Consider the following 5,606-nt stretch of genomic DNA (forward strand, 5'->3'; position numbering starts at 1 on the left):
CCTGCCCACCCCCGGCGCCCGCCGCGCCGGGCACGCTCGCCGCGCCCTCGCCCCGCCCGGCGCCGTACAACTCGTCGAGCGCGGTGGCGATCCGCCCGGCCCGGCCGCCGCGTCCGTCCCTCTCCTCGACCTGTCCGAGCAGCAACTGCCAGCGGACGTCGGGGGCGATGCCGTCGGGTGCGGGTGCGGGTGCGGGTGCGGGTGTTGAGTTGGGTACGGGTACGGGTACGGGTGTCTGCTGCTCCTTGGGTCGCGGGGAGTTGGGTGCCGCGGCCGGATGAGCTACGGCCGGGTTCGTGAGCGGTTCGGCGGGGGTCGTGGTGAGGACGGTCAACAGCCCGCGCGCCGCGAGCGCTTCGCGTCCGGCGAGGTCGGCCGACGTATGGCGGGCGAGGGTGTGCGGGTCGGGCGCTGCGGCACCCCGGTGCGGGGTCGAGGCGGACGGGTGGGCGCGGACCGCGGCGAGCAGGCGGGCGCGAGCGGCGGGGGAGAGGACGTCGAAGCCGTGCCGCAGGGCGGGCAGCCGGGTGAGGAAGGCGCGGTCGGGCAGCGCCGCGACGAGTTCGGCGACCGGGGCGAGCAGCGGGCCCGCTTCCAGGAGCGGCCCCGCGGCGGTGAGCGCACCGGCGAGGAACGCGCCCAGTTCGACACGGAGTTCGGGACTGGTCGCGCCATGCGTACGGGCGGCCAGCGCCGTACCGAACGCCGCGGGCGGGATGTCGTCGAGCAGCACCCGGGTGGCGGCCGCGGCGCCCTTGATCAGCGGGGTGCCGTCGGCGGCCAGCCGGGCCAGGGCGTCGCGGACCCGCAGCCCCGGTGGGCCGCCGCGGGTGGCGAGTTCGGCCAGCGCGCGGGCGTCGGCGGGGTCGTCGGAGCCGGCCAGCCCGTCCAGCGCACGGACGCCCGCCGCGGTGAGTCCGGCGAGCGCGGCGGCGACTCGTGCGGTCTGCCAGTCCTCGGGCAGGCCGGGCAGCAACCCGGCCGAGATCCGGTCGAGCAGGCCCATCGCGGCCAGGAGTTCGGGCAGCGTCCCGGTGACCGGCAGCACGTCGGCGGTCTCGGCGAGCCGGTCCGCCGCGGCCTCCGGCAGCCCGCACAGCGCCGCCTCCTCGAAACCGGCCAGCACCTCGGCGGCCGTCGGACCGCCGCGCCGCCGCTCGGCCAGCGCCCGCTGCCGCAGCAGGCCCGCCGCGGCCTGCGCCAGGTCGCTGCCATGGGCGGCCACGGCGTCCAGCATGGCGGCGGTCGCCGGGGTCCAACCGACCGTCCAGCGAACGCCGATGCCGATGCCCGTACTTGCGCCGGTGTCGCCGTCGGAGGCGGTGGCGCCCGGCGGTCCGGCCGGTCCGGGCGACCCGAGTGGCGTGCCCCCGCCGCGTACGACCTCCCCGTACGGCACCCGGCACACCGCCAGCCGGCGCAACGCCAACTCCCGCCTGCGGTCGAGCGGTGAGCGGTGCGGGTCGAGTCGCACCTCGCGCTCCTCCGGCGAATCCGGTGCGGGCAGCCGCAGTTCGGCGAGCAGCGCCTCGACGGCCGGGCCGAGCCCGGAACGCGGGGTGCCCGGCGCGAGCCGCCCGTGCCGGGTTCCGACCAGCACGGATTCCAGCGCCTGCGCCACCACCCGTCCACGGCCGAGCAGTTGGCCCTGCGCGAGGACCGTCTGCGCCGCCTCCAGCAACTCAGCCCGTCCCGCGGCCGGCCGGCCCCGCAACGTCGCCAAGTCACGTGCGTGCCGCACCACTTCCCGCGCGTCCGGCGGCCCGCACGGATGGCCCGCGGCGCGTACCGCGACGCAGATCCGTACCACCGTGGCCACCAGCAACGCGTCCAGCCGCTCCGCGTCCCCGGCCGCCTCCACCACGCCCTGCTGCCACTCCGGGTCCCGGACCCCGGCGGGGTAGCCGGACCGCTCGTCCAGCAGCGCGAAGGTATAGGGGACGAGCGACGTGGTGGCGGCGACGGTCGCCACACCCGGTTCGGTCGCAGCAGGCGGTTCGGTCCCGCCGCCCGGTTCGGTGCCGTCCTCGGTGTCCGCCGCGCGCGTGGCCGCGCCCGGCAGCAAGGCCGGGGCGTGGAACGCGCCCACCAGCGCGACCGGCCGTACGGCCCCGCGCTCGGCCATGAGGCGCCGCATGTGGGCCTCGCGGCGCAGGTCGTGGGGGTCGAGACGGTCCTCGGTGGCGGCGTCGTGGCGGAGCGCCCAGCCGACCAGGAGGGCGGCGCGGCGCAGCGACTCGGGCGAGCCGCCCGGGGCCGCGGACTCGACCAGGCGGTCCCAGAGGTCGTCCTCGGCGCGACCGCCGGCCCGTGCCCGCAACGCGTCCGCGAGGCCGCGTCGTGCGGGTCGATGGTGGGTGCCCGCGCCGCCCCCTCCGCGGCGCGGGCTGTCCAACTCGGGCGCCCCGACCGGCAGGTCGAACGCCACTACCGGCACCCCGGCCGCCCGCGCCCAGCGCAGTGCCGCGAGTTCCGGCGAGAACTCCGCGAACGGCAGGAACACCAGCCCGCGCGGTCCGTGCCCGGCCAGTGCCACCGGCGGCAGCACGTCGGGGTCGGCCAGGTGCGGCAGCCAGGTCCCGAAGTCCTCGGGGAGTTCCACGAACAGCACGTCGGGCGCCGCCGTGGCCAGCAGCTGCGGCACGGCGGCGGCCAGCGCGGGCGAGTGGTGGCGTACCCCGATCAGGTACGGCTCCCCGCACCCGGCCAGCGCGGCCAACTCCGCCTCGACATCGGCCTTGTCGACCTCGTCGGCACCGTAGACCGTGCCGGCCCCGTTGGCCCGGTTGGCCGGATCGGCGCCATCGGCCCACTCGGCGCCCGCCCCGGTCCCGAACCCGGCCCCGAACTCGGCCCCGGTCCCGGCCACGTCCGCATCCTCAGCCGAGCGCATCGCGCAGCTCCCACAGCGTCCGCCACAGCGGCGCGCCCTGCTCCGCGCGGCGCCGTACCGGCCCGTCCCAGTAGCCGAGCAGCCGGGCGTGGTCGGCCGGGTCGTCCTTGCGTACGGTGCCGAGCAGGTGCCCGGGCAAGGTGCGCAGCGGGTCCCGGCCGTCGGGGAGGTAGGTCGCGGCCAGCCCCATCGAGGTGGCGACGTGGACCGCTTCCGCGGTGCTCATCACCGTGGACGGCCGCTCCACCTCCCAGCCCTCGGCGCTCTGGCCGCCGCGCAGGTCGCGGAAGGCGGTGACCAGTGCCTCCAATACCGCCTGGTCGACGGTGAACTCGGCCCCGCCGCGGGCCAATGCGGCCGTGGCCTGGGCACGGACGAGCGCGGTCTCGGTGTCGAGGTCGCCGATCGGGCCGACCGTCTCGAAGTTGAACCGGCGCTTGAGGGCCGCGGACATCTCCGAGACGCCGCGGTCGCGGAGGTTGGCGGTGGCGATGACGGTGAAGCCGGGCACCGCGTGGATCGTGCCGTCCGTCCCGTCGGCGCCGTCGGCCAACTCGGGTACGGCCATCCGCCGTTCGGACAGGATCGACACGAGCGCGTCCTGCACCTCCGGCAGGCAGCGGGTGATCTCCTCGATCCGGGCCACCGCGCCGCGCGTCATCGCGGTGAGCACGGGGGAGGGCACGAGGGCCGCGCGGCTGGGGCCGTTGGCGAGCAGCGAGGCGTAGTTCCAGCCGTAGCGGACCTGGTCCTCGGTGGTGCCCGCGGTGCCCTGGACGGTCAGTCCGCTGGTGCCGCACACGGCGGCGGCCAGCAGCTCCGACAGCATCGACTTGGCGGTGCCGGGCTCGCCGACCAGCAGCAGGCCCCGCTCCCCGGCGAGCGTCACCACGCATCGCTCGACCAGCGCCCGGTCGCCGACGAACTTCCGTGCCACCACCAGCTCGTGGGGACCCTCGCCCGCCGCGGCGACCTCAACTCCGTTGCCGGCGGCGGTGCGCAGCGGTTCGCCGCCCGAGCCGCAGACGAAGACGACCACCGCCCGCGGGGTCAGCCGCCAGCCGGGCGGGCGCGGTCCGCGGTCCCAGCCGGCCAGGAACGCCAGCTCATCGGCGTACCGGTCCTCGGCCAACTCGATCTGCCGCCGGGCAGGTTGAGCGCTCACCACACCACCGTCACCTTCGCTTTCACCTTCACCCGCACCGTCGAACCCACCGGCCCCGGCGCTCTTCGTCCCGCGCTCGCTCATCGCCGTCCCCGCCCGGTCCGTCGCTGCGCGAACTCCTCGAACGCCGGCGGGTCGCCGTCCAGCACCCGCTGCCATGCCCGCCGGAACAGCTCGGGCACCGGCAGCTCCGGTATCGGCTGCGCGGCGAGGTCCAACTGCCCGGCGGAGAGAAGTTCCTGCTTCCACGACTCCAGCGGCAGTGCCGGCGCCGTGAGGTCGATCCATCCGCCGGGCAGGAAGAGGCTGCGGCCGGACCGCGGCCGCTTCGCCTCCACCACCAGGTCGGTGCCGGCCAGTTCGGCCCTGGCCTGCTTCGCCCGGGCCGGCTTCCATCCGGTCCAGGCCGTGACGTTGCGGTCGGTCGGGTCGGGCAGCGCCAGCAGCATCAGGTACAGCGCGGCCGCGTCCTGCGACAGGCCGAACCGCTGCGCGGCCTGCGCGGTCAACTCCGGCACGCTGTGCGCCGGATACTGCGCGGCGCCCGCAGGCCCGTCGGCGGCCACCGCGGCCGCCAGCTCCTCGCCGAGCACATCCCGCAGTGCCTGTACGTACGGCCCGCCGATCCCGGCGAAGCCGGACAGCAGGACGAGCGCGGGGTGGTCGGGACCGCCCTCGGGGGACGCGCCGGGCAGCACGGCCGCGGGCCGCAGCCACACCTCTTCGTGGGTCCTGCCGCGCAGCGGCGGCGCGAGGACGATCGCCGGTCCGACCCGGACCAGGCCGTCCGGTCCTTCGCCGCCGGTCGTCGGCAGGCCGTATGCCTCGCGCAGCGCCACCGCGACCGGCTTGCCCGTGCCGCTCCAGGAGACGTTCAGGTCCAGCAGCAGTTCCTCGTCGGCGAGCCGTGCACGCAGTGCGGCCAGGGTGTCGCGCAGCGGCGGGCGCAACGGGTGGCCGTACGGCAGCCGGTACGCCAGCCAGCGCAGCGCGCCGCCGTACTCCCGCAGGGTGGACCCGTACAGCATTGCCTCGGGATGGTCGGGCGCCAGCACGCGGTTCTCGTCGAGCCGCTGGCGGGTGCGGCCGTGCAGGGCGGTGGCGGCCTCGGAGTTGACCACCATCTCGGTCCACGCGCCGAAGTCGCCCTCCCGCTCGGCGCGTTCGACCAGCTCGATCGGCACCGGGCGCCGGTCGCCGTGGACGGACAGCCACGCGTCGGCGAGCACGTCCGGGTCGAAGCCGTCGATCCACAGCCGGTCCACCGCGGCCGGGTCGGCGGGCACGAGCGCCGCGAGGAAGCGGGTCCGGTACTCGGTCGGCAGCCGGCGCAGCGCGTCACGCGCGGTGAGAGCGCGGGTCGGCCGCAGCCCGGCCAGGTCGAGGATCTCCGCGGGTGGCAGCCCGGACCGCCCGTAGCCGCCGAGCCCGGGCAGCCCGAGCAGCAGCAGAGCGGCCAACGACACGTCCACGCCGGTCAGTTCGGCGAACCGTTCGGCTGCCTGCGGCCGGTACGGCACCGGGCCGCGCTCGACGACCCGCGTGATC

The 5,606-nt window shown here is 76.7% G+C and carries 2 protein-coding genes and 1 pseudogene; all 3 read right to left on the bottom strand.

The window, feature by feature from the left end:
* On the bottom strand, nt 1–2,869 hold a 2,869-nt coding region (locus AC13HU_RS31080; protein ID WP_483045311.1), incomplete at its 3' end, for a DUF5682 family protein.
* A 10-nt stretch (nt 2,870–2,879) separates the two neighbouring features.
* A complete protein-coding gene (locus AC13HU_RS31085) occupies nt 2,880–4,142 on the bottom strand; it encodes an ATP-binding protein (RefSeq protein WP_483045312.1) in 1,263 nt (420 codons plus the stop codon).
* Nucleotides 4,139–5,606: pseudogene (locus AC13HU_RS31090) on the bottom strand (hypothetical protein); the annotation flags it as partial. The pseudogene AC13HU_RS31090 and the gene AC13HU_RS31085, both read right to left, overlap by 4 nt.

Source organism: Streptomyces sp. NH27 (assembly GCF_056859195.1).